Source organism: Hyalangium sp., assembly GCF_035629615.1.
Classification (GTDB): domain Bacteria; phylum Myxococcota; class Myxococcia; order Myxococcales; family Myxococcaceae; genus Hyalangium.
This window is the reverse complement of record NZ_DASPHO010000151.1, coordinates 1-21,747: the sequence shown is the minus strand read 5'-3', so window position 1 is coordinate 21,747 and position 21,747 is coordinate 1. Positions and strand designations below refer to the sequence as shown.

The following is a 21,747-nucleotide window of genomic DNA, read 5'->3' as shown; positions in this document are numbered from 1 at the left end:
CTACTCGTACTGCTCGCGCTTCGAGTTCTTGTGGAGCCTCTCGTAGTGCTCGGTCACCGCGAGGACCTGATCGCTCTTCGGCTGCTGGCCGTGGAGCACGTACTGGGTGATCTCCTCGGCGAAGGCCTCGAAGCCATACTTCTTGATGGCGTAGGCGTTGACGCTGATGGGCTTGCCCGGGATGTAGCGCGAGAAGGGCTTGATGTTCTTCACCGCGGCCGCGTTCGTGGCGACGATCGAGTACTGCCCCACCACCGAGTACTGGTGGATGGTGCACCCCATGCCGAGGTTTGCGCCCTTCAGGATCTTGGAGATGCCGCCGACGACCGCCAGTGGAGTCACCACGACGTGGTCCTCGAGGATGGCGTCATGCGGGATGTGGGCGCCGTGCATCACGAAGACGTGATCCCCCAGCCGGGTGATGTCCTCGTAGCAGGGCTTCTGGATGGCGACGTGCTCGCGGATGATGTTGTTGCTGCCGATGACGATGGGGTTGCGCGAGGCGTCGTGCCGAGGATTCTTCGTGTCCTCCCCGGGCGAGCCGATCACCGTCTGGGGCCCGATGAGGTTGTTGTCCCCGATCGTGAGCGGGCCGGTGAGGACGGTGTAGGGCAGGATCTCGTTGCCCTCTCCGAGCTTGACGTCCCCTTCGATGATGACCGTCGGATGAATCTTGTTCATGGCTCGCTCCTCCTGCTCACCTGGGGGGCTGCACCTACGCCAGCTTCTCCGCGGCGCCACGCACCGCAGCGATGACGCGCTTGACGTCGTCATCGCTCATGTGAGGCCACATGGGGAGGCTCAGCACTTCGGCCGAGAGCTTCTCGGCGATTGGGTAGTCCCCAGGCTTGAAGCCGAGCTCCGCGTGGGCCTTCTGGAGGTGGGGCGGCTTGGGGTAGTGGACGAGCGTGCCGATGCCCTGCTGGGTGAGGGCCTCCTGGAGCGCGTCTCGCCGGGAGCTGCGGATGACGTACAGGTGCCACACGGGCTCGGCCCCGCTCGCGATCTTGGGGACGAGGACGTGGGGGACACCCGAGAGGCCCTCCGAGTACATCCGCGCGATGCGCCGGCGTTTCTCGTTCCACTCGTCGAGCACGCGGAGCTTGACGGAGAGGACGGCGGCCTGGAGCGGGTCCAGCCGCGAGTTCACGCCGAGGCTGTCGTGCTGGTACTTCTGGACGGAGCCGTAGTTGCGGAAGAGGCGCAGCCGCTGCGCGAGCCCGGCATCGCTCGTCACCACCGCCCCGCCGTCCCCCAGCGCGCCGAGGTTCTTCGTCGGATAGAAGCTGAACCCCGCAGCGCGCCCCAGCCCCCCCGCGCGCTTGCCGTGGCTCGTCGCCCCGTGCGCCTGCGCCGCGTCCTCGAGCACGGGCACGCCATGGCGATCCGCGATCTCCAGGATGGCGCGCATGTCCGCCGGCTGGCCGTACAGGTGCACCGGGATGATCGCCTTCGTGCGCGGCGTGATCGCCTTCTCCAGCCGTGCGGGATCCAGGTTGAAGGTGTGCTCGTCCGGCTCGACGGGGACTGGGCGGGCTCCGACTTCGCAGACCGCCAGCCAGGTGGCGATGAAGGTGTGGGTCGGGACAATCACCTCGTCCCCTGAGCCAATCTCCAGCGCCCGCAAGGTGAGCGTGAGCGCGTCCAGCCCGTTGCCCACGCCGATGCAGAACCGGGCGCCGCAGTACTCGGCGAACTTCGCCTCGAAGGCCTCCAGCTCGCCGCCCAGGATGAAGTGCCCGCTCGCCAGGGTGTTGCGCCAGACGTCATCCAGCGCGGGCTGGAGCGTGGCGTGTGCGGACTTCAGCTCGAAGAATGGGACGGACATGGTGCTAGCCCCTCTGCCGGATCGCGGCCTGGAAGTCCTCGTAGCTGCGGTAGTAGTCGCTCTCGTCGTAGGGCATCGAGGCGAGCACGAGGCACACCGCGCCCGAGGAGAAGTTGTCGATCTCCCGCCACACCATGGAGCGGACGAGCAGCCCCTTGTTGGAGCGGTTGAGGGAGAAGGTCTCCTTGCGCGTCCCGTCATCCAGGTGCACATCGAAGCTCCCGGACGCCGCGATCATCAGCTGCGCCAGCTGCTTGTGCGCGTGGCCCGCGCGGCTCGCGCCTCCTGGCACGTCATAGAGGTAGTAGACCCGCGCGATGGGGAAGGGGATGTGCCGATCCCCCTCGATGAACGTGAGGTTGCCTCGGTGATCCGGGATCACGGGCAGCTGAATGATGGACCAGTTCTCCTCACGATGAGGCATGAGCAATTCCCCTCTGCGGATCGGTGATCACTTCGCGGAGCAGGTCCACGCTGATGACATAGTCATCGTGGACCGAGTAGGCGGTGGTCTGGTAGCTCCGCCGGCCTACCACGTACTCGAGACGCAAGCCCATCACCTGCGCGAGCTGGCTGAAGATGTAGAAGTTGGAGCCTTCGTGGTTCGACGACAGCACGATGACGCGCGTCCCTGGCTGGCAGAACATCAGGTTCGTCAGCGCCGCGCCCGTCGGAGCGACGATCAGGGAGGCCTGGCGGAAGAGCGCGACCTGGGAGTCGAACGAGGCGCCCTCGAGGCTGACGACCTCGAAGCCCTGCTCGATGAACATGAGCTCGAGCTCGTGCTCGTTGCGCACCTTGCGATAGCCCGCGTTGCGCCGCGTCAGGTACAGCTTGCGCCAGGGCGCGCGCGCGGGGGCCGCTCGGACCGAGCCGAGGAGCTGGGCGGTGCGGCGCACCCAGCTCGGCGCGAGCACGGCATCCGTCTCGCCCACGGGCATGCCCTCGTAGCGATCGAGGATCCGGCAGAGATCCGAGGGCAGGATGAGCCTGCGGACTTGATAGAGCTCGCCATCCTTGAGGCGGATGACCGGGCGCTGGCCCTGGTTGATGACCTCCAGCGCGTGGATGAGGTTCGGGTGGAGGTTCTGGCCGATCAGCAGCGGGAGGCCGTCGAACTCCGGGCGCGTGTTGAGGAAGACCAGCTTCGGCAGGCACTCCACCAGCCAGTGGAAGTAGTTGTTGTCGTGATCACACGAGATGAGGACGCCGGCCTCGATGCGATCGTTGACCCGCTGGTGGGCCCGGAGGATCGCGCTGCCCTTCTCGACGAAGGGGACGTGCACCGGCGTCTTGATGCCGTAGTCCCCGTAGGTGATCTGCGCGAGCTCGTCATGGAGCAGGACGTTGTCCGAGCTCAGGATGAGCCGAGTCCCGCCCACCACGTTGACGTTCTCGAGGACGCCCACGTACTGGGGCATCAGCGGGGCGATGGCTGCTGGCGGCTGGAGATCGGTGCCGAAGAGGGTGGGCGCCGAGATGGTCGTGCTCCCGGCCTCCTCGTACGTCACGAGCGTGTCGCGCCGCCGCAGCTCTTCCACCACGCTGCGGACTTGCACGGCCACCGTCACGCTCACGGCCTCCCGCTGCGGCGGTTTGACACTGGAGAGCATGAACAGATCGCGCGCGAGCTCCAGCTGCCCCAGCTTCAGCAGCTCCTGGATGTGCTGGCTCAGCCGGACGGGGCCGGGCCGCCTTCCCTCGCGGGCGCCGTACTGGATGAAATGGGCGAGCGGGTTCATGCCCGCCTCCTCCACGTCCTCGTAGTTCGCCAGGTAGTAGGAGGTGCTGAACAGCGGGCTGGGATCGAGCCTCTCGTTCACGCCCCGCGTGAGGTAGTGCACGACGGGATTCTCACGGCGGGCGGCGACCTCCGGGCAGTGCCGGGCGTAGAAGTCACTGTCGAAGAGGGGGTGGGGGTGGCGCAGCTCCAGGGCCCCGTGATCGAGGAAGTGGGCGAGCGGGTTCTGCTTGGTGGCCGCCACGTCCGGATTTCGGTGGAGATAGAAGGTGGGATCGAACAGCGGATGAGGCTGCCGGCCCTCGCGGGCGCCATGCTCCAGGAAGTGCGCCAGGGGGTTCACGCCCATGGCCGCGATGTCCGGGTTGATCCCCAGGTACCAGGCCGTGTCGAAGAGCGGGTTGGGGTCGCGCTTCTCCCGGACACCGTGCTCCAGGAAGTGCGCCAGGGGGTTCACGCCCGAGGCCACGACATCCGGGTTGTTGACCAGGTACCAGGCCGTGTCGAAGAGCGGGTGGGGCTTGCGGCCTTCGCGGGCGCCATGGCTCAGGAAGTGGAGCAGGGGGTTCGCCCCCGTGGCCGCGATGTCCGGGTAGCGGGCCAGGTAGTACGCCGTGTCGAAGAGCGGGTTGGGGTTGCGCTTCTCCTGGACGCAGTGGTCCAGGAAGTGCGCCAGGGGGTTCAGCCGGGCGGCCACGACATCCGGGTAGCGGGCCAGGTAGTACGCCGTGTCGAAGAGCGGGTGGGGGTTGCGCTTCTCCTGGACGCCATGCTCCAGGAAGTGATCCAGCGGATCCACCCGTGCGGCCGCGATGTCCGGGTAGCGGGCCAAGTAGTACGCCGGGTCGAACAAGGCGCCACAGCGCTGCCGCAGCCTCCAGCGCTCTCGTGCGGAGCGTCCGGGGAGGTGCGACGCGAGTCTCGAATAGAGCCGGAGCACGGGAGCCTTCCTTATCCTCTGAAGCGCGACAGCTGGCGCAGCCGCGAACACTCCGTCTTGAGCGCCAGCAGCCTCCCGTGGTTCTGGAAGTCGAGCGTGTCCGTCATCCGGAAGAACTGGCCCAGGTCAAAGCCCCGCTCGTCCCGAAGCCTCGCCGCGAGCCGGTCATCCTCGAGCTGGGAGAAGAGCCGCTGCGCCCCCATGGCGCGGATGAGCGGATCCTCATGCGAGAGATAGATGAAGCTCTTGTCGAGCTCGAGGTCTTCCGCGGAGGCCGCCACATCCGGTCCCACCACGTCCGGGAAGGCCGCCCGGAGGAATGCTCCAGGAATGTTGTCGAGGAGGGACTGGTAGAGGACGGCCAGCTCAAAGCGCATGCGGACCGTGTGCTTCCCTCCGGAGAGGTTGCCTTCGGCGCGCGTGCGGTACTGGACGAGGCGCTCGCCCATGAGCCGGATCTGGGAGCGTGGGCACATGCGCACCCACATGTCGAAGTCCTGGAGCTGGATGGAGCCCGGCCGGAACCGGCCCGCCGCACGGAGCACGTCCGCACGGAGGAAGGCGCTCGGGGCGCACAGGAAGTTGCCTTGGTAGAAGAGCAGCCGGAACAGCTCGGCGCTCGAGGAGAACGTCTTCCCGAAGAAGGCCGGGAAGTCCCCGTCGTCCAGCCGGCGCCCTCTTTCGTCGATCAGCTGCGGGAGCGTGAAGACGAGATCCAGCTGCTCGGCCCGCATGAACTCGAGCTGGGTCTGGAGGCGGTGCGGGAGGCTCACGTCATCGCTCGACATGAACGCGATGTACTGCCCGCGGGCCCGGGCGAGTCCCGTGTTCAGGGCGGAGCTCGGTCCTTCGTTGTCCTGGAAGATCAGCGAGATCCGCGGATCCTCCAGGCTCTTGAGGATGCGCCGGCTGTCGTCCGTCGAGCCGTCATCCACGATGATGAGCTCGAGATCCCCGAGGCTCTGCTCCAGCACGCTCCCCACCGCCCTCTCGACGAAGGGGGCATGGTTGTAGGAGGGCATGATCACGCTGATCAGAGGTCCGCTGCTCGGTGCGCTGGCGCTGTCGCTGCGGGTTCCCATCATGGAAGCGGCCCCCGGCTCCGTCAGGGGGGGCTCTTATTAGGGCAAGAAAGTAACCCAGTCAACACGGACCCAGGGGCGCCCAATGCGCTGGTCTCCCAGAGGGACAAGCGTGCCTAATTCGATCATGCGCTCGCTCATGTCCCTCATCATTGCCCACGTGTTCCTGCTGCGCGCGGGGCGCGGGAGCGGCGGCTGCCTGGCCGCTCAGCGAGCGCTCCTCCGAGCTCTTTACGCCGGAGCGCCGCCAGGCTCGGGGTGAGTGCGCATCCTCCCAGCGGGACATGGTCGAGGAGGCGGAATGGTTCTCCCGGGCAAGGGGATGGGCTGGAAAGAGTTCTTCAAGGCGCTGAAGGCGGAGTACACGCGCGACAGGGTGGGCGATGTCGCGGGCTCGCTGACCTTCTTTGGAGTGCTGGCGCTCTTTCCGTTCCTGCTCTTCCTGGTGTCGCTGGCGAGCGTGCTCATCGATCCCGCTCAGGCGCAGGTGCTGATCCAGCAGCTGTCCCAGGTTGCGCCCAAGGAGGTGGTCTCCATCCTGGGTGAGCGCCTTCAGTCCCTGGCGGCCGGTGACAACGTGGGGCTGCTGACCGTGGGCGCGGTGGGCGCTATCTGGGCCGCCTCGGGCGGAATCGTCGCGCTGATGAAGGCGCTCAACACGGCCTACGGCGTGGAGGAGACACGGCCCTTCTGGAAGGTGCGTGGCGTGGCCCTGCTCTCGACGCTGGCGGCGGCCCTCTTCTCCATCATCGCGGCGGCGATAGCGGTCGTCACACCCGCCCTGGCGGACAAGCTGGGAGGGCCCTTTCCCACCCTGGTCACCTGGCTGCGTCTGCCCGTGGCCGGCGTGATGATGATGCTGCTGTGGGCGCTGCTCTACTACGCCCTGCCGAACGTGAAGCAGAGCTTCAAGTTCATCACCCCCGGCTCCGTGGTGGGCGTCATCATCTGGGTGTTCGCCTCGTGGGGCTTCTCGCAGTACGTGGCCAACTTCGGCAGCTACGATGCGAACTACGGCGCCATCGGCGGCGTCATCGTGATGCTGCTGTGGATGTGGATCTCCGCGCAGGTCATCCTGCTGGGCGCGGAGATCAACGCCATCCTCGAGCACCGCTCCCCGGAGGGGAAGGCGCCCGGCGAGCAGGTGCCAGGGAAGGGTGGGGCGATGGCGACCAAGAGCGAGGTGGAGCGCGGAGGGGGCCGGCTGCCGGGCTCCACGGAGTTCCGCCCGGAGCAGGGCGCTCAGCCCCCCGCACAGCCGGTACCGCTCTGGAAGACGCCGCTGGCCGCTGCGGCGAAGTGGGCCGCGGGGATCGGCCTGGGGATCTTCCTGCTGCGCCGAGGCACCCGGCCAAGCTGAGCCCTGGGTGCCCCTGGAGGCTCGTGTCGCGAGCCGATGCTAGCCGGAGACTTCGACCTTGAAGTCGGTGGAGCCGATCTCCGTGCCATCCGGGCCGAGCACCTTCACCGTCCAGTTGCCGGAGTCCCCCGCGCGGATCGTCTTGAACGCGTGGGTGCGGTACGGCGAGCGCGGCACCTTCAGCTCGACCTTGGAGGCCTCGGCGCCGTTCTTCAGGAAGACGACCGTCACCTTGTCGTTCTCGATGCCGGAGACCTTGGTGCCCGCGTAGAGCTTCGTGTCGGGGGCGACCTGGAAGGAGTCCGAAGCACCCTGTACCTCATACTTCTCGATGGCGGTGCCAACCTTCACATCCGCCTTGGCCTGGGCAAATGCGGTGGTGGCGAGCAGCAGGGTCGGCAGCAGGAACTTCAAAACGGTCTTGGACATGGCGTCTCCTGGGTTTGAGGGAGGCGCACCCTAGCACCCCCCTCCGACGCTCGGCTGCCCTGTCCGCTACGACTTTCGACGGACCACGATGTCCGCGGAGTGCTTCTCCAGGAACTCGTTGAAAGGCCCGTTGTAGTCGACCACTTCCTGGCCTTCCTCGAGGGACCAGATACGCGTGGCCACCTCGGAGATCAGCTCCTGGTCGTGCGTCACGACGATGACCGTGCCCTCGAACTTCTTGAGGCCGTCGGCCAGCGCGCTGATGGACTCCAGGTCCAGGTGATTGGTGGGCTCGTCGAACACCAGCACGTTGTCCTGCGTCAGCATCAGCTTGCACAAGAGCAGCCGCACCGTCTCGCCACCGGACAGCGTGTTGGTGGGCTTCATCCGCTCCTCGCCCGAGAAGAGCATCCGGCCCAGCACGCCGGAGATCTCCTCGTTGGTGAGCTTGACGTTGATGTCGCGCAGCCACTCGAAGGCCGTGGTGTCCTTGCGGATGGTGCCGTGGTGGTCCTGCGGCAGGTAGCCCATGGCGGCCTGGTGGCCCCACTTGATGGTGCCGCCGTCCGGCTCCAACTGCCCGGCGATCATCTTCACCAGCGTGGACTTGCCCACGCCGTTGCGGCCGATGACGCAGATCCTCTCGCCCTTCACCACCAGCGAGTTGAACGGCTTGATGATGGGCACGCCGTCGAACGACTTGTGGATGCCCTCGATCATCAGCGTCTGCTTGCCGCTGACCACCCGCTGATCGAAGCGGATGAAGGGCCGGGCGATGTTCGAGCGCTTCAGATCGTCGGTCTTCAGCTTGTCGATCTGCTTGATGCGGCTCTGCACCTGCGAGGCGCGCGTGCCCGCGTGGAAGCGCGCCACGAAGTCCTGCAGCTGGGCGATCTTCTTCTTCTTCTCGCTGACCTCGGACTCGACGCGGCTGCGCAGCTGGGCCTTCTGGTGCACCATGTCGTCGTAGCCGCCCGTGTACTGGATGATCGTCTCGTAGTCGATGTCCGCGATGTGCGTGCAGATCTCGTTGAGGAAGTGCCGGTCGTGGCTGATGGTGATCAGCACGCCCATGTACTCCTTCAGGAAGTTCTCCAGCCAGCGGATGGACTCGATGTCCAGGTTGTTGGTGGGCTCGTCCAGCAGCAGCCCCTCGGGCTTGCCGAAGAGCGCCTGCGCCAGCAGCACTCGCAGTTTCAGGCCGCCGGTGAGCTGCCGCATGGGGCCCTCGTGGAACGGCTCCTCGATGCCCAGGCCCACCAGCAGCGTGGCCGCGTCGCTCTCCGCGACGTAGCCGTCCTCCTCGGCGATCACTCCCTCGAGATCCCCCAAGCGGTTGCCGTCCTCCTCGGTGATGTCCGCCTTGGCCAGCAGCGTGTTCTTCTCGTGCATGGCGTCCCACAGGGGCTTGTTCCCCATGAGCACCACGTCCAGCACGCGGTCTTCCTCGTAGCGGAAGTGATCCTGGCGAAGGATCCCCAGCCGCTTGGGCCGGGAGATCATGCCCATGTCCGCCTCCTCGTCTCCCGCGAGGATCTTCATGAAGGTGGTCTTGCCCGCCCCGTTGGGGCCGGTGAGGCCATAGCGGCGGCCCGGAGAGAAGGCGACGTTAACCTCCTCGAAGAGCTTCTTGGGACCGTAGGCCTTGGAGACGTTGATGACGTTGAACATGGCGCGCGCGCATTAACACCGCGAAGGGCGCGGTGTAGAGCCCTTTCTAACGCGGGGGCTCAGGCGTTTATGTGGGATGGATGGGGTGCATCCGCCTGTCCGCCTGCTTCTCGGACGGGGGGAGGTGCGCTCACATCGTCCGGGTGAAGCGGGCGCGCGGCAGGTATAAGGCCCTGCGATGGCCGTCCGCTTCGAGCTCCTCACCACTGATGCCACCGGGGCCCGCGCCGGGGTGCTGCACACCCGCCGCGGCTCCTTCCCCACGCCCATGTTCATGCCGGTGGCCACCCACGCCGCCTTCCGCCACCTGGGCATGGAGGAGGTGTGGGACACCGGGGCCCGCATCCTCCTGGCCAACACCTACCACCTGATGCTGCGGCCGGGCGCCGAGGTGTTCCAGAAGTTCGGCGGCATCCACCCCTTCATGCAGTGGGACGGGGCGGTGCTGACGGACTCGGGGGGGTTCCAGATCTTCTCGCTGCCCGAGGACCGGCTCATCACGGAGAAGGGCGCGCACTTCCGCAGCTTCTACGACAACAGCCGCCAGCTCCTCAGCCCCGAGTCCAGCATCGCCATGCAGCAGGCGATCAACTCGGAGATCATGATGGTGCTGGACGTGTGCATCGACTCGCGCACGGACGAGCCCGGCACGCGCGAGGCCATGGAGCGCACCCACCGGTGGGCGCTGCGCAGCCTGGCGGCCAAGAACGCGAAGGACACCGGGCAGGCCCTCTTCGCCATCGTCCAGGGCGGCGTGCACCCGAACCTGCGGGACGAGAGCGCGGCCTTCCTCACCCCGCACCCCTTCGATGGCTTCGCCATTGGCGGGCTGGCGGTGGGGGAGACGAAGGAGGAGCGCGAGACGATGACAGAGCGGGTGACGGCCTCGCTGCCCACCGACAAGCCGCGCTACCTGATGGGGGTAGGCACCCCCATGGATCTGGTGGAGGCGGTGATGCGGGGCGTGGACATGTTCGACTGCATCATCCCCACGAAGATGGCGCAGCAGGGCTATGCCTACACGTTCCAGGGCCTGGTGCGCATCACCCGCATGGTGTACCGGCTGGACGACTCGCCGCTGGATGCCGCGTGCGACTGCCTCATCTGCAAGCGCTACACGCGCGGTTACCTGCAGCACCTGATGCGGGGCAAGCACCACCTGGGCTCGCGGATGCTCTCCATCCACAACGTGCGGCACTTCCAGCTGCTCATGGGCCGGCTCCGCGAGGCGATCCTCCAGGGCTCCTACGCGCAGGTGTACCGCGAGCTGAGGGCCTCGATCTCTCCGCCCAAGGATCTGCGCGGCGACGTCTCCCCCAACGCTGTCACGCTGAAGGACGTGGGCTGAGCTTCGCGCAAGTCTCGGAAGTCTCCGCCCGGTTGTGGCAGCGCGCGGTAGCCGAGAAGCGCCCTATATAAGGAGGAGCCCTGAGAGTGGAGCCAGACAACCCCCGCGACGGCGACTTCGAGCTGGTGACGCTGCGCAACGGCGCACGGGCCGTGCGCCACCTGGGGCACGGCGAGGTGATGCACCCCAGCATCGGTCCCTGGCAGGAGGCCCTTCGCCTCTACGTGGAGCAGCCCCGCCTGGCCGAGCGCCTGCGCCAGCCAGGGCCCCCGCTCGTGATCCTCGATGTAGGCCTGGGCGCCGCCACCAACGCCGTGGCCGCCCTCACCCGCGCGCGCGAGCTGGGCGCCGAGCGCCGGAGGCCTCTCGAAGTCGTCAGCCTGGAGGTGGATCTCGCACCGCTCCGGCTGGCGCTGGCGGACCCCATCGGCTTTCCCTTCCTCCAGCCCTTCCGGGAGGCCGCCGAGGTGCTCATGCGTGACGGCTCCTGGGAAGAGGAGGGGATCCGCTGGCAGCTGCGGCTGGGGAACGCGGTCTCCCGCCTGGAAGAGGCGCTCTCCCCCGCGGACCTCGTCTCCTTTGATCCGTTCTCTCCCGCGTCCAACCTGGAGATGTGGACGGAGGCAGTGCTCTCCCGCGTCCGCGCCAGCTGCCGCGAGGATGGGGAGGGCGCGCTGCTGATGACGTACAGCGCTGCCACACCCACACGGGTGACCCTGCTGCTGGCGGGCTTCTACGTGGGGGCGGGGGTCTCTACCGGCACGAAGGGCGAGACGACGATCGCGTCCACCCGCCTGGAGACCTTGGAGGCTCCGCTCGGGGCGCGGTGGCTGGAGCGGTGGCGCCGCTCATCCTCCCGCGCCCCACATGGGGCACCGCTCACGCCCGAGGTCGAGGCGCGGCTGCTCGCCCATCCGCAGTGGCTTCCTCGCTGAGGGTGGCCGCGGCGGGGGCCTCGGACCAGCGGATGTGGAAGGTGCTCGCCGTCCCGTCGAAGCCCTCGGGGATGGCCACCACGCGCCAGCCCCCGGTCAGCTCCACCGCCCGGGCCAGCAGTCCCGCCGCGAAGGTGGGCTGATCAGCCATCACGTCATTCATATACAGCTCGAGCGAAGCGGGCCCGCGCTCCACCACCTGCACCTCGCTGAAGTTGTTGCCCGCGCGGATGCCCTGGCCAGCGCGCTGCAACATCCTCCGAGGGCCCGCCAGCCGGGCCACACCCAGCAGCGCCTTCCCGAGGAAGGTGCCGAACCAGGCGTCCATGAACCGCTCGCCCAGCGAGTAGTACGCGGCCTCGGCCGGCACGCCCCCGTACACGTGGGCCGCCGCGATCCGCAGGAAGTTCCTCCATTGATCCAGGGTGTAGGACCGCTCCAGCTTCCGGTCGAGATCCAATCCGGCCCGCTTGAGGGCCTCCCGGCACGCGGGCGTCAGGCGGTTCTCGAAGGCACGGACGAACAGCGCCTCGACGGTCTGTGCGTGAACGAGCTTCTCTGCAGTCATGGCGGCGCACCCTACAGGACCAAGCGGGAGATTGCTCGGCCGAGGTGAAAGTATGTTCAGTGAAATCCGCTCCTGGTGACAGCTGACGGCCGCAGCAAGGACTCCGAGTGGAAACGTGCCCTCCTCAGGGCACCCGTTAACCCTAGATTCAAAGATAGGCGGGATTCTAACGATTAGAGATTCTTCCGCCAATGGGGGGAGGACACGGCCCAGCCCCCACATCCGCCGACCGTAGCGAGCGGCGCTACAAGCCGGGGGCTGCTGTAGCAGTCCATGTTACGGCGGGAATGCGGGTTTGACTTGGAATAGAGGAAGTTCAGCAATTTCCTTCATAGCTGGATTCAAGGGCTCGTGGCACGGAGCCCGGCTGCAGGGGGCCCTGTCGAAGCCCTGGGATCGGAGATCGTCCACATCTACCTGCCCATCTACGGGAGCTGCCAGGCGCCGTGCCCCGCGACGTTCAACCACCTGGGCCGCGCTCCTGGCCCAGGCCTCACACGCCTTCTTGCGGGGGTGGCCCAGGCGAGGGCCACGAGGGGCGTCGTCGCCGGGCTGCGCTCGGTCTGGTAGCCTCCCGAAGAGCCAATGCGTTGTCCGGCCTGTCACCGCCGTCTTGCTCCGGGGGCGGCGTGCCCCGTGCACAGCGAGCCTCCGCCTCCCGCACCGCCACCCGAGCCGCTCGCGCTCCCGGACGTGCCGGGCCTGCGCGCCGCGACTCTGCTGGGCACCGGCGGCTTCTCTCACGTCTTCACCGCGTACCAGGAGGTGGATGGGCGCGAGGTGGCGCTCAAGGTGGGCCTGGGCGCTCACCGTGAGCGCTTCGCCCGTGAGGCCGCCGCGCTGCGCCGGGTGGGTGTGCCCACCGTTCCCGAGCTGCTGCGGCACGGCACCGTGGGGGGACGTCCCTTCCTGGTGCTGGAGGCCCTGCGGGGGCAGACGCTCGCCGCGTGGATGGCCACGCTTCCTGGCAACGGGGCTGCCTCGCTGCACCGGGTGCGGGAGCTGCTCGCGGGACTGTGCGCGGCGCTCGAGCACGTGCACGCCGCAGGGATGGCCCACCGCGATCTCAAGCCGGAGAACATCTTCCTGAGAGAGGGCGGCGCGCTGAGCCTCCTCGACTTCGGGCTCGCGCGGTTCCTCGAAACCCCTGATGGCGGGCCCGGTGAGGAACCCACGAGCCTCACCCGCACGGGCCAGCGGCTCGGTACGCCCATCTATATGGCGCCCGAGCAGTGCCTGGATGCCCGCGAGGCGGGAGCTGCCGCTGACCGCTATGCGCTCGGGATTCTCCTGTTCGAGCTGCTCGCGGGCTCGCCGCCCTTCATCGGAGGCGCGGACGAGATCCGCCACGGCCACGTCAGCCTCCGCCCGCCGCGTGTCTCCGAGCGCGCCGCCGTTCCGCCAGCTCTCGACGAGGTGCTGCGGCGGTGTCTGGCCAAGGCTCCCGCCGAGCGCTTCGCCCAGGCTGCCGACGTGCTTGCTGCCTTCGATGCCGCGTGTCGCCTCGACAGGCCCGCCTTGCCGGACGCGGCCCACACGCCCATGGGGCCCGGTGCCTCGGGCGCGGGCGTCCGGCCCTTGGCGGTGCTGGGGATCCGGACGGAAGCGCCCGTGGATTCACTGCTCGCGGCCGTCGAGTCCCAGGGGGGGACTCTCGCGCGAGCATGGACCGGTGGCTATCTCGTCGTCTTCCCCGAGTCCCTCTCCGTGGATGCGAGCCTGCGAGCCGGGGCTCTGGCCGCGCGAAGACTGGGAGAGGACGGGAGGACCGCGGCCGTCCTGCACCTGGCCGAGCTGCATGTGCGCCCCGGAGCCGCCACGACACGCGTGGCTGGCATGGCTCTGGCGCACCCTGAGGACTGGTGGCCCCTGGAGATCCAGGAGGGACAGGTACAGGTCACTGCCGAGGCCGCCGCTCGGCTCGACGTCGGTGCTACCCGCCCGGGCTCTGGGGGGACGCTCCTGCTGATCCGGGACAGCGGGGCATGGCCCTCTGCCTCCGAGACTCCGCCGCTCGTCGGGCGAGAGGCGTTGCTGGAGGCGCTGTCCGCGGAGGCGGTCCGCTGCCTGGAGGGAGGAGCTCCCGGCCTCTGCATCCTCACCGGGGAGATCGGACACGGGAAGACGCGCCTCCTGGAGGCCCTCGCCGCGAAGCTGACGGTGGAGGCCCGGGCCCAGGTGCTGCACCTGCGCGCCTTCCCTCCGGACACCACCGCGCCGGACGCGCTGCTGCAGGCCTTGAGAGCCGCCACATTCTCCGAGGCTGCCTCCGGCCCTGTCGCTCCCGTGCCATCCTCAGGGGCTCAGCGCCATGCCGCCGCGAGGGCCCTTGCCGAGAGCCTCCGTCAGCGTGCGCGGGAGACCCCCCGGGTGCTGCTGCTCGACGATGCGCACCTGGCGGATCCCACCAGCCTGGATGCGCTGGAGCTGGCCACCCTGGCGGAAGCGCGGGCACCCTTGTGGGTCTGCGTGGCCGGCCGTCCTGCGTTGCTCGGCCTGCGCCCGCACCTGGGGGATCGCAGCGCCCAGGTCTCGCGCCATGCGCTACCACCCCTGCCTTCCGAGGCCAGCCGCTCCCTGCTCCTCCGCCTGTTGCGCCCGGTCGAGCACATTCCCGAGCCTGTGCTGGCTCGCCTGGAGCAACTCGCCCAGGGCGTGCCGCTGTCCCTGGTGGAGCTGACAGGGGCCCTGCGGGCCGCGGGGGCGCTGCGCTCCTCTCCCGGGGGTGGGTGGTACATCGCCCCGGATGCACTGCTGGACATCTCGGTGACGCCGCTCTTCGAGAGGCTGGCCATGCGCGCGCTCGCCGAGCTCCCCGAGGTCCACCAGACGCTGGCGCAGCTGTGCGCGGTGCTCGGGAATGAGGTGAAGGTGGGCCGGGTGGACGCGGCGCTGCGACAGCTCGATGCCGGGAGGGCGGTGGGGGCCGTGGCCTCATGGGATGCGGGGGCCGGGCTGGCCCGCCTCGTTCGCGCGGGGCTCCTGCGTCCGAGCACTCCGGGGCGCTTCGTCTTCCGTCACCCCCTGCTGCGTGAAGCCCTGGAGGCGACGCTCCCCCTGCCCAAGCGCCGGGCTCTGCATGCCGCCGCCCTGCGCTCCCTGGAGGGAGAGAGCCTGGCTGCGCGGCGCCGGCGAGCGCACCATGCCGCGGGCTGTGGCGCCCATCAGGAGGCTGGCATGGCCTTCCTCGCGCTGGCCGAGGAGGCCCGGCAGTCCCACCGCTTGATGGAGGCCGAGCAGTGCTACACCCGCGCGCTCGCGCTGCTGCCCGAGAAGGAGCACGGGCTGCGTGTCCGCGCGCAGGCGCTGGCGGGCCGCGGTCGGGTCCGTCATCGGCTCCAGCTCTTTCGTGAGGGGCTCGCCGATCTCTCCGCCGCGCGCGCCCTCGCCGAGAGCTGGAGGGATGTCACGCTGGAGGTGGACCTGTTGCTGGAGGAGGCCACCGCACGCGACTGGATGGAGGATGTGGAGGGCTCCTCGGCATGCACGCGCGAGGCGATGGAGCGCATCGAGCAGCTCGATGATCCCCGCCTGGGGCTGCGCTGCACCCTGGCGCGGGGCCGGATGCACGTGCGCCAGGGTGAGTGGGAGGCCGCGGCCCGGATCCTCCGCTCGGCGGCGGAGGGCGCAGAGCTGGCCCGAGATCACGAGACCCACGTCGTGGCCCTGGCGATGCTGGGCTCGGCCCTGACATTCCTGGATCGGCCTGCCGAGGCCGCCGCGCGCTTCGAGGAGGGACTGGCGCGCTGCGAGGCCGCAGGAGACGTGCTGCACCTGGCCGCCACCTGCACCGCCCGCGTGCTGCTGTGGCTCAAGCTCGGCGATGTCTCCCGGATGGAGGAGGATCTGCGCCGCGCCATGTCACTGGGGCGTGAGCTGGGCCACGCCCAGGTGGAGCGCTGGTCCACCTTCAACCTCTCCGAGGTCCTCTATATGCAGGGGCGGCTCCAGGAGGCGCTGCCGCTGGCCGGCCGCGCGCACGAGTTGGGCGTGCGCTTCTTCCGCGAGCATCCGGTGCCGGTGGACGCGCTGCTCCTGGCCCGCATCAGCATGTCGCTGGGAGACCTGGCGGAGGCGGCCCGGCAGCTTCGGTGGATCGAGGGGCACTGCCCCCCGGAGTCCCTGCCGCCCACGGCCATCATGCGGCGGCTGGTGGAGCTGGCGGTGCGCGAGGCGGAGCCGGGGGCCACCTTCGAGGGCGCGGCGTGGCGGACGCTGGTGGAGGAGGCCCAGGCCTACGCCTCCGCTGATGAGATGGCCGAGATCCTGCTCCAAGCCGCACAGGCTGCCCTGCGCGCGGGGGGCCCAGAGCAGGCAGGGGAGTGGCTGGAACAGGCCGCGCGCGCCGTGGAGGGAGCCCCCTTGTGGCGAACCCGCCTGGAAGCCCTGCATGAGGCGCTGGACGCCCGCCTGTAGCGCGGCCCGTCACAACGCCGGGCATGCGTGTGACTTTTTTCGCTACAGCACCGGGAGCGCTCGGCCCGAGCGCCCTCTGGGAAGCCCTCTCAAGGGGTTGGCCCATTACATGCTTTCCTTGGTTTCCATCGTCGATGGAATTGATGGAGGAAGCATCATGAAGGTTCGTTCCCGTTCCAGGCTGGCGCGCGTCGGAGGGTGGTGGGTGTGGGTGCTGGTGGCCACGGCGGGCTGCGGTCCCGCGCTCCCGGAGGAACTCGAGGCCGAGCCGGTGACGCGCGAGGACGAGATCCGGATCCCCAACTCCCTCACGACGCAGGCGCTCGTGTTCAACGCCCTGTCCACCAACAGGGCGGCCAACCAGCGGCTGGGGACGCGCTCGCTGCACTCGCTCTTCACCGCTCCGGGCGACAGCTACATCCAGAACCAGCTCCGGGATCCCTGGGCACAGACGTTCATGTCCTACCTGGTGAGCTGCGCGCTGAAGACCGGGCAGGACATTGCGTGGACCCACCCCCTCACGAACCAGCCGGAGGTGTGGCACGGGAAGCTGGGGATCTGCTCGGAGTGGGCCACCCAGGCCCCCTCGCGTTCCTGCCAGGAGCAGGTGTCCGCCTGCCTGCTGGCGCGCAACAACGCCTTTGGCCAGCGCGTGGAGCTGTCCATGCGAGGAGAGCACCCCAACACCTCCGTCTTCCGGCTGGAGCAGGTGACTCGCCCCACCGAGTACGATCCAGACACCTCGCAGCGGGTGGCCAGCTTCTCCGAGTGCGCAACGCAGACGTTGGGCGTGTCTCGCAGCTGTGGCTGGACGGTGGATGCCATCGGCTCCTGCCAGCCCGGCGCGACGGTGCGGCTGGGCGCGGGCGGCAGGGCCCCTGACACGTGCACGGGCCCCGTGATGGGCTCGAGCAGCGGCACCCGGATGATGCTGCGGGTGTGCGAGGGCATCGCGGGCTGCAATGACAGCGGGGCGCGCTTCCTGGCCCAGAGCGAGGGCAGCTGCCTCACGACGCCTCCCGCGGTGGCCTTCACCTGCCCCTCGGCCGGCTACTTCAACGTGATGACGGCGCCCTATGACAGCACGCTGCAGGGCACGGCGAGCGTGGCGACGGAGCCCTCGGGCCGCATCCCGTATCGCCTGTCCGAGGCGGAGGTCTTCCGGATGAGGGAGGGCGCCTACTACGGCACGATCTTCGATCCGGACGCCCTGGCCGCCGAGATCACGGTCATCGAAGGCGAGATCATCGGCAGGGATCAGGTGGTGCGCGGCTCGGTGTATCGGCGGATGTTCTCCTGCAACGACGTGGCGTGGACGAGCGGGGCTGCGGGTGCCACCCACCGGGTCTGCGCGCTGCCCTCGTCCGGAGCCAACTGCGCAGCCGAGGTCACGGGCACGTGTGTGGATCCGGCCAGCCCTTCCTTCCCCGATTCGATGTGCGCGACGGATGATGGCTCGCAGATCTGGGGCGACGGGGACTACCAGAGCTGCCGGGACCGCAGCGGCCGTCTCTGGAAGGCGCCCGTCACCGTCTACCTCAACGGCGCGTGTGATGTGGTGGGTGGTTACGGCGACCCCACGCTGTGCAAGAGGTAACCGGAGGGCTACAACGGGCACATGGTGCCTGGCGGGGACGAATCGCTCTATGGCGAGGAGCTGTCCACGGGAGCGCTGGTGGGCAGCTGGGTGGTGGAGCACACCCACTACCGCGGGCCTGTCTCCACCCTCTACCGGGCCAAGGATGCTCGGACGGGTGCGCTCGCGGCGCTGAAGGTGATGCGCTCGCAGTTCACCGCCACCAGCACGGCCCTGCGCAGGTTCCGGCGCGAGGCGGCCACGCTCCAGCGGCTGCACCACCCGCACGTCGTCACCGTCTTCGGGTACGGGGAGCTGGCGGATGGGCGGCCCTTCATCGCCATGGAGTGGCTGGAGGGGAGGGATCTCGCCGCCGAGCTCGCCGCGCGCGGACCGCTCTCGCCGCGTGAGGCGCTGGAGCTCTTGGAGCAGGTGGGTGCCGCGCTCCAGGCCGCGCATGACGTCGGGGTGGTGCATCGGGATCTGAAGGCGCAGAACGTGGTGCGCCTGCGTGGAGGAGGGGAGGCGGCGCGCGTGAAGCTGGTGGACTTCGGTGTGGCCAAGGGGCTGTCCCCGGAGGCGCCGGGTGCCTCCTCGCTGACGCACACGGGGGCGGTGCTGGGGACACCGCTGACCATGGCGCCGGAGCAGATTCGCGGCGAGGCCCCCGACGCGCGCACGGACCTGTACGCGATGGGCGTGCTCCTCTTCCAGCTCATCACCGGGCAGCCGCCCTTCCTGGGGAGCACCTCGCACGAGGTGGAGGAGCAGCACCTGCACGCGCCGCCACCGCTGGCCAGTGAGCGTGCCCCGGTGCCCACCGCGGTGGATGCGGTGGTGCAGCGCTGCCTGCAGAAGCGGCGCGAGGATCGCTACCCGGACGTGGCCACGCTGCTCGAGGATCTGCGGCGAGCGATCCACGGTGGGCAGGGCCCGGCGTGGCCTGGCCGCGAGGTGGCGCTGTATGTGGAGGCGCGCGTGGAGGGCGAGCCGGATGCCGCCGCCATGGAGCGGCTGGATGCGCTGCTGGAGCGGGCGGGCACGGCAGCTCGAGAGGTAGGGCTGGAGATCCAGGTGGATGGGGCAGGCTGCCTGCTCGCGGTGGCGCCACTGCCGGAGGGGGCCGCCGAGGAGCTCGCGGTGCGTGGGCGGGGACTGGCGGCGGCGCTGTCCTGGCTGGAGGCTGCGGAGGTTCCCCCGCGCCCGCCTCGTGTGACGCTGGCCATCATCGTTCACGTAGGCCCGGCGCCCGCGCGGCGGGAGAAGGTCTGGCCCGCGCCAGCCGGTGCCGGCGCTCTGCTGTCCCTGCCGGGATGGGTGGGGGCAGGCCTGGAGCCTGGGGTGGTGGCCTCCGGCGAGGCGCTCCGAGGGCTCGAGGGGGACTTCCGCGCTGAGCCGCTGGGGAGCAGGAGCGGCCTCTGGCGCATCACCGGCCGCCGGTGAGGCTCACGGCTTGATGCCGTGGCGGCGCAGCAATCGGTAGAGGTGCACCCGGTCCACGCCCGCGGTGAGGGCGGCCTGGGCCACCTTGCCCTGGTGCTTCTCCAGGAGCGCGCGCAGGTAGCGCCGCTCGAAGTCGTCCATGGCCCGGCGGCGCTGATCGGCATAGGGCTGGGAGGGATCCACCTCCAGGACGCCACCGGGCCGTGCCTCTTCCTCGGAGATAGACACTGCGTCCTCGAAGACGAGGCACCGCTCCAGGTAGTTGCGCAGCTCTCTCACATTGCCTGGCCACGCTGCGTGCTGCAGCCGCGCGATGAACTCGGGGGTGCGCAGCGCGTGGGTGCGCTCTGGATCGGCTCCCAGCGAGCGGAGGATCTGCTCCACGAGCATGGGCAGATCCTCGGGGCGCTGGCGCAGGGAAGGCTGGACGATGCGCAGCACCGCCAGCCGGAAGAAGAGGTCCGAGCGGAAGCGGCCCGCATTCACCTCCGCGCGCAGGTCGCGGTGCGTGGCGGCGATGAGGCGGACATCCACCGGCAGCCAGGTGTTGCTGCCGACGCGGCGGATCTCCCGCGTCTCCAGGACGCGCAGCAGCTTGGGCTGGAGCTCCGCGGGCAGCTCGCCGATCTCGTCGAGGAAGATGGTGCCGCCGTGAGCTTCCTCGAAGGCGCCCGCACGCCTGCCCACCGCGCCGGTGAAGGAGCCCTTCTCGTGACCGAACAGCTCGCTCTCCAGGAGGTTGGAGGGGATGGCGCCGCAGTCCACCACGAGGAAGGGCTTGTCCCGCCGGGCGCCGGCGTTGTGGATGGCCTGGGCGGCCTGGCTCTTGCCGGTGCCCGTCTCTCCCTCCAGCAGCACCGTCACGTCCCGGGCCGCCGCGCGCTCCAGGAGGGCGAAGCACGCGCGCATGGCCGCCGAGGTGCCCACCAGCGAGCCGAAGCGGGTCTGCTCGGAGATCTGGAGCCGGTTGCTCTCCGCGCTGAAGTCGAAGCGCAGCACCACGCGCCCCAGCCGCAGCAGGCTGCCGCCGCGCAGGAAGCCATCCACCATCTGCACGCCGTCCACGATGACGCCGTTGGTGCTGTCCAGATCCTTCACTTGTGGGCCGCGGGGCCCGATGCGCACCTCGCAGTGGAAGCGAGACACGGTGGAGTCCTCCAGCGCGAGCTCATTGAGCGGGTGCGAGCCGATGGAGCACACGTCCGAGGCGGACTCCCAGACGAGGCCTGCTCCGGGGCCCTCCACCACCGTGAGCCGGAAGCGGCGCACGGTGGCCAGATCCCCAGGGCGGCGAGCGTGCTCGTAGGGGAGGGTCTCGTGAAGGTTCTCACCTTCGGGGTTCTGGGCTTCGTGCGCCTCTGGGTCCTCCAGGTTCGGGACAGGCGGAGGGAGCCGGTTTCGGTCTGGCGGCGGCATGGCCGAAAGCTAGCACTGTTCCCAGGGGGCCAAGCTGGCTCGCGGCTCAGGGGGCCGAGCTCACGGGGTGGGCACGAAGCGGATGTCCACCCAGTAGTTGGTGTTCTTGTAGGAGTTCGTCGGGAAGCCGCCACCCGTGGCGTAGACGTAGACGCCATTGCCCCCCACGCTGGCGCTGGCAGGCGCCGTGAGGTTGCCGCTGACGATCGCGTTCAGGAGGCCGTCGACGTCCCGCCCGAACTGCCCGTTGGAGCTGTAATAGGACACTACGTAGGTGGCCCCAGCGGAGATAGAGACCGGCGAGGGGAGCGTCACCTCCTGCCAGCCGGGGATGCGCCCATCCGTCACGGAGGCCTGAGCCAGCAGGGTGCCCGAGCTGGTCCACAGGCGGGCCACGTAGCCGCTGGCGTTGCGGGTGCCGCGGTAGAAGCGGAGCGCCCGGATGGTGCCGGGGACGTTGCTGCGGAACCGGACGCCCACCTCGACGGCCTTCGTGTCCGCCTGGACGGCGGTGCCGGGGACGCGATCGCCCAGGAGGGTCTGGCTCCACGGGAGGATGAGGGTGGCCACCACGGGGCGGTGATCAGACTGCGAGGACGCGCCCACAACGCTGGCGGAGACCGGCGAGGTCCACGCGGAGCCGAGCATCAGGTAGTCGATGCGCCTCGTGGGGAAGCTGGCGGAGCTGGTGTAGCCACTGCCGGAGCCACCCCGGGTCCAGGCGTCGGTGAGCTGCTGCAGCAGGCTGGAGATACTGGACTCGGTGGGCGTGGCGTTGAGATCGCCCCCGAGCAGGGCCCAGGGCTTACCGGCGAGGGCCGCCTTGACGTCTTCGGCCTGCTGGTTCCGCTCGGTGGCGCCAGTGGTGCCGAAGTGGGTGACGCCCACGGGGATGAGGTGCTGCGGATCCAACTCCACCTCGTAGAGGGCGAGGGCGCGCTGCTCGGCGGCGGAGCGCAGGGGGATGCGCTGAGAGGAGCGGATGGGGTAGCGG

The 21,747-nt window shown here is 69.2% G+C and carries 17 protein-coding genes; 7 read left to right on the top strand and 10 right to left on the bottom strand.

Going from position 1 to position 21,747, the window contains the following annotated elements; translation table 11 throughout:
- The 5 genes from VD972_RS07815 to VD972_RS07795 are packed head-to-tail and all read right to left on the bottom strand — an operon-like array spanning position 1 to position 5,531.
- Positions 1 to 681 carry a hypothetical protein gene (locus VD972_RS07815; protein WP_324983121.1) on the bottom strand — a complete coding sequence of 227 codons (681 nt, stop codon included), beginning with the start codon at positions 679 to 681 and terminating at the stop codon, positions 1 to 3.
- Positions 682 to 715: 34 nt separating this feature from the next.
- Complete coding sequence (locus tag VD972_RS07810; RefSeq protein ID WP_324983118.1) at positions 716 to 1,828, bottom strand: DegT/DnrJ/EryC1/StrS family aminotransferase; 1,113 nt, start codon at positions 1,826 to 1,828, stop codon at positions 716 to 718.
- A gap of 4 nt (positions 1,829 to 1,832) precedes the next feature.
- Positions 1,833 to 2,252, bottom strand: coding sequence for an FdtA/QdtA family cupin domain-containing protein (locus tag VD972_RS07805; protein ID WP_324983115.1), 420 nt, complete (start codon positions 2,250 to 2,252; stop codon positions 1,833 to 1,835).
- Complete coding sequence (locus VD972_RS07800) at positions 2,239 to 4,509, bottom strand: glycosyltransferase family 61 protein (RefSeq protein WP_324983112.1); 2,271 nt, start codon at positions 4,507 to 4,509, stop codon at positions 2,239 to 2,241. Before VD972_RS07800 ends, VD972_RS07805 begins: the two co-directional genes overlap by 14 nt.
- A gap of 11 nt (positions 4,510 to 4,520) precedes the next feature.
- Positions 4,521 to 5,531 (bottom strand): glycosyltransferase family 2 protein, encoded by a 1,011-nt coding sequence (locus VD972_RS07795; RefSeq protein ID WP_324983109.1) that lies wholly within the window; start codon positions 5,529 to 5,531, stop codon positions 4,521 to 4,523.
- A 361-nt stretch (positions 5,532 to 5,892) separates the two neighbouring features.
- Between VD972_RS07795 and VD972_RS07790 the strand changes: the two genes are divergently transcribed.
- Positions 5,893 to 6,951 (top strand): YihY/virulence factor BrkB family protein, encoded by a 1,059-nt coding sequence (locus VD972_RS07790; protein ID WP_324983107.1) that lies wholly within the window; start codon positions 5,893 to 5,895, stop codon positions 6,949 to 6,951.
- 39 nt (positions 6,952 to 6,990) lie between these two features.
- Here VD972_RS07790 and VD972_RS07785 read toward each other — a convergent pair whose 3' ends face one another.
- Both VD972_RS07785 and VD972_RS07780 read right to left on the bottom strand, forming a co-directional pair.
- The gene (locus tag VD972_RS07785; protein ID WP_324983104.1) at positions 6,991 to 7,380 is read right to left on the bottom strand and encodes a DUF2914 domain-containing protein; all 390 of its coding nucleotides are present in this window, start codon (positions 7,378 to 7,380) and stop codon (positions 6,991 to 6,993) included.
- Between the two features lie 66 nt (positions 7,381 to 7,446).
- Positions 7,447 to 9,051 (bottom strand): ABC-F family ATP-binding cassette domain-containing protein, encoded by a 1,605-nt coding sequence (locus VD972_RS07780; RefSeq protein WP_324983101.1) that lies wholly within the window; start codon positions 9,049 to 9,051, stop codon positions 7,447 to 7,449.
- Between the two features lie 178 nt (positions 9,052 to 9,229).
- Between VD972_RS07780 and tgt the strand changes: the two genes are divergently transcribed.
- Together tgt and VD972_RS07770 are read left to right on the top strand one after the other, a co-directional pair.
- On the top strand, positions 9,230 to 10,399 hold the full coding sequence (tgt, locus tag VD972_RS07775; protein ID WP_324983098.1) for a tRNA guanosine(34) transglycosylase Tgt: 1,170 nt from the start codon (positions 9,230 to 9,232) through the stop codon (positions 10,397 to 10,399).
- Positions 10,400 to 10,485: 86 nt separating this feature from the next.
- A complete protein-coding gene (locus tag VD972_RS07770; protein WP_324983094.1) occupies positions 10,486 to 11,334 on the top strand; it encodes an MnmC family methyltransferase in 849 nt (282 codons plus the stop codon).
- On the opposite strand, the gene VD972_RS07765 is transcribed toward VD972_RS07770, so the two are convergent.
- Positions 11,279 to 11,902, bottom strand: a complete 624-nt coding sequence (locus tag VD972_RS07765) for a TIGR02265 family protein (RefSeq protein ID WP_324983090.1) — start codon at positions 11,900 to 11,902, stop codon at positions 11,279 to 11,281. The two genes, VD972_RS07770 and VD972_RS07765, sit on opposite strands and share 56 nt — an antisense overlap.
- 351 nt (positions 11,903 to 12,253) lie before the next feature.
- Between VD972_RS07765 and VD972_RS07760 the strand changes: the two genes are divergently transcribed.
- From VD972_RS07760 to VD972_RS07745, 4 genes are all read left to right on the top strand, one after another.
- Positions 12,254 to 12,472, top strand: coding sequence for a hypothetical protein (locus VD972_RS07760; protein ID WP_324983087.1), 219 nt, complete (start codon positions 12,254 to 12,256; stop codon positions 12,470 to 12,472).
- Positions 12,473 to 12,487: 15 nt separating this feature from the next.
- Positions 12,488 to 16,318: a serine/threonine-protein kinase PknK gene (locus VD972_RS07755; RefSeq protein ID WP_324983084.1), complete on the top strand. Its 3,831-nt coding sequence runs from the start codon at positions 12,488 to 12,490 to the stop codon at positions 16,316 to 16,318.
- A gap of 157 nt (positions 16,319 to 16,475) precedes the next feature.
- The gene (locus VD972_RS07750) at positions 16,476 to 17,915 is read left to right on the top strand and encodes a hypothetical protein (protein ID WP_324983081.1); all 1,440 of its coding nucleotides are present in this window, start codon (positions 16,476 to 16,478) and stop codon (positions 17,913 to 17,915) included.
- Positions 17,916 to 17,936: 21 nt separating this feature from the next.
- Positions 17,937 to 19,337: a serine/threonine-protein kinase gene (locus VD972_RS07745; RefSeq protein WP_324983079.1), complete on the top strand. Its 1,401-nt coding sequence runs from the start codon at positions 17,937 to 17,939 to the stop codon at positions 19,335 to 19,337.
- Between the two features lie 3 nt (positions 19,338 to 19,340).
- Here the strand turns inward: VD972_RS07745 and VD972_RS07740 are convergent, their stop codons facing one another.
- Positions 19,341 to 20,753 carry a sigma 54-interacting transcriptional regulator gene (locus tag VD972_RS07740; RefSeq protein ID WP_324983075.1) on the bottom strand — a complete coding sequence of 471 codons (1,413 nt, stop codon included), beginning with the start codon at positions 20,751 to 20,753 and terminating at the stop codon, positions 19,341 to 19,343.
- A gap of 60 nt (positions 20,754 to 20,813) precedes the next feature.
- A partial coding sequence (locus VD972_RS07735) for a DUF4082 domain-containing protein (RefSeq protein ID WP_324983071.1) occupies positions 20,814 to 21,747 on the bottom strand: 934 nt, incomplete at its 5' end.